The 2117-nt window shown below is 17.6% G+C and carries 2 protein-coding genes; both read right to left on the bottom strand.

The genetic code is table 11. The features are described 5' to 3' along the window. Positions 1 to 806: 806 nt before the first annotated feature. Complete coding sequence (locus NARSGI1_RS01340; RefSeq protein ID WP_130617018.1) at positions 807 to 1607, bottom strand: mechanosensitive ion channel domain-containing protein; 801 nt, start codon at positions 1605 to 1607, stop codon at positions 807 to 809. Positions 1608 to 1616: 9 nt separating this feature from the next. Next, on the bottom strand, positions 1617 to 2060 hold the full coding sequence (locus NARSGI1_RS01335) for an Hsp20 family protein (protein WP_130617017.1): 444 nt from the start codon (positions 2058 to 2060) through the stop codon (positions 1617 to 1619). Positions 2061 to 2117 lie beyond the last annotated feature (57 nt).

Below are 2117 nucleotides of genomic sequence, written 5' to 3'. Positions count from 1 at the left end.
TTATTTTTGTCAATTTATTTAAGAATTTTTTTTGAGTTTTATAATTTTTTTTTTTACTAATAGATTTTTTTTTGAATTTTTTTTACTAACTTAAAGTTTTTCTATATATATATTATTTAATATATATATATTATAAATATTATAAATTATATTATATATATTTAATTTAATATTAATATATATATATTAAATAATATATATATAATAATACTATATATATATATATATAATATAGTAATTATTAATATAATAAAGTATATAAATATATAAGTTAGTATATAAACTTTATATTTAAATTAAGTTATATATATTATATAAATAAAGTATATAAATACATAAAGTTAGTATATAAAATTTATTTATAATTATTATAATTATTTATTAATACTTAAATAATTAGTAATAACTTTAAGTATATAAAAATAACTTTATATATATATGTAATTATAATTTAATATATGTTAATTAATTTAATATAAAATATGTTATATATAAAAAAATATTATTATTATATTTAATAGTATATATATTAAATAATATATATATAGAAAAACTTTAAGTTAGTAAAAAAAATTCAAAAAAAAATCTATTAGTAAAAAAAAAAATTATAAAACTCAAAAAAAATGACATTTTTTTTTTTTTTTTTTTTTTCTATCAAACTTTATTATTTGAGTATTGTTTTTAGCTCTGTAAGATATGTATTTAGGGGTTATTATATTAAATATGTGGAATTACACTATTTTGTTTATAATTTCTCTATAAGTGCCTGTTTTTTGCTTATATTTGATATTCGGTATTTTTCTATTTTAATCTTCTTTTATTAAAATTATTTTTGTCTTTATACATGGAGGGGATATTTTTTTTTCTTTGAACTCACAGTCTAATTTTTCTAGTATGTTTGATATTGCTAATCTTATATTTTCTCTTTTTACCCAAGCTCTTATAGAAAAGTCTATTGAACTTGAAGTTATAGATGATACTTGTACTATTATTGGTACACTATGAACTATTTGTTCTTCTTCACATAATTTTTCTTTTATACATTTTTTTACAAAATCTATATTTGAATTTCTATTAACACTTATTGAAACATCTATTAGTTTGTTAGGTTCGGTAGAAAAATTAACTATATTTCCTGATAGGATTCTACTGTTTGGAACTATTACAATTCTTCCATCTAATGTTTTTAGTGTAGTTGAAAATAGTTGAACAGATATAACAGTTCCTGTTATCCCACTTAGATCTACAAAATCGTTTACTCTAAAATGTCTGAAACTTACTAGTAACATTCCTGCTGCTAGGTTTGATAGAGATCCTTGAAGAGCTAAACCTATTGCTATACCAGCTGCACCTATTACTGTTAATATAGATGAAGTTTGTACTCCAATTACATTTAATGTAACTATTATTGTAAATATTACTACTCCATATTTTATTAATGTATTTAAGAAATTTATAACTGTTTCATCAATTTTTCTTATCTTTAATATCTTTATTACTATTTTTGGTATTATTTCTGATAAGGTTAAACCTGACATGAATGTTATTATTGATAGGAAAAAGTTTATTATATATTTTAATATTACTTTTCTGTATAGAGGTATCATTTAAAAATTTTATTTTTTATTTATTGGAATTTTTTTAAATTCTTCAGTTTTTTTCTCTTGTTCTATTTCTATATTTAAGAGACCTTCTGATAATTCTGCGTTTATTATTTTTGATTTATTTCCTATGTTAAATTCAATTTTGAATTCTCCTTCAAATATTCCTTTGTAAATTATTTCTTCTTTATTATTTTTTTCTTCTGATATTTTTTTACCTTTTATAACTAATTTTTCTTCTTTTAATCCAATTTCTATTTCGCTTTCTTTATATCCTGGAACACTTATTTTTATTTTTATTAAATTATTTTTTTTTATTATATTATAATTTATTTTATTATTTTCTGTTAGTTCCTTTCTTATTACTTTTTCAAATAAATTATCTATTTTATTTATTCTATCTGAAAAAAATTCTAGTTCTGATAAATCTGGAAACGACTGGTATTTTTTTACTGACATATTTTATGTTAAGTTTTAAGTTTTATTTGAGTAGTCTTTTAATTATATTTTATTTTT

This window comes from endosymbiont of Sipalinus gigas, from assembly GCF_004296475.1.
GTDB lineage: Bacteria > Pseudomonadota > Gammaproteobacteria > Enterobacterales > Enterobacteriaceae > Nardonella.
This window is presented reverse-complemented; position numbering and strand designations above follow the sequence as displayed.

Bases quoted from the DNA above. Each gene is read 5' to 3' on its own strand.
- NARSGI1_RS01340 (WP_130617018.1), bottom strand. From the start codon at position 1,607: ATGATACCTCTATACAGAAAAGTAATATTAAAATATATAATAAACTTT.
- NARSGI1_RS01335 (WP_130617017.1), bottom strand. From the start codon at position 2,060: ATGTCAGTAAAAAAATACCAGTCGTTTCCAGATTTATCAGAACTAGAA.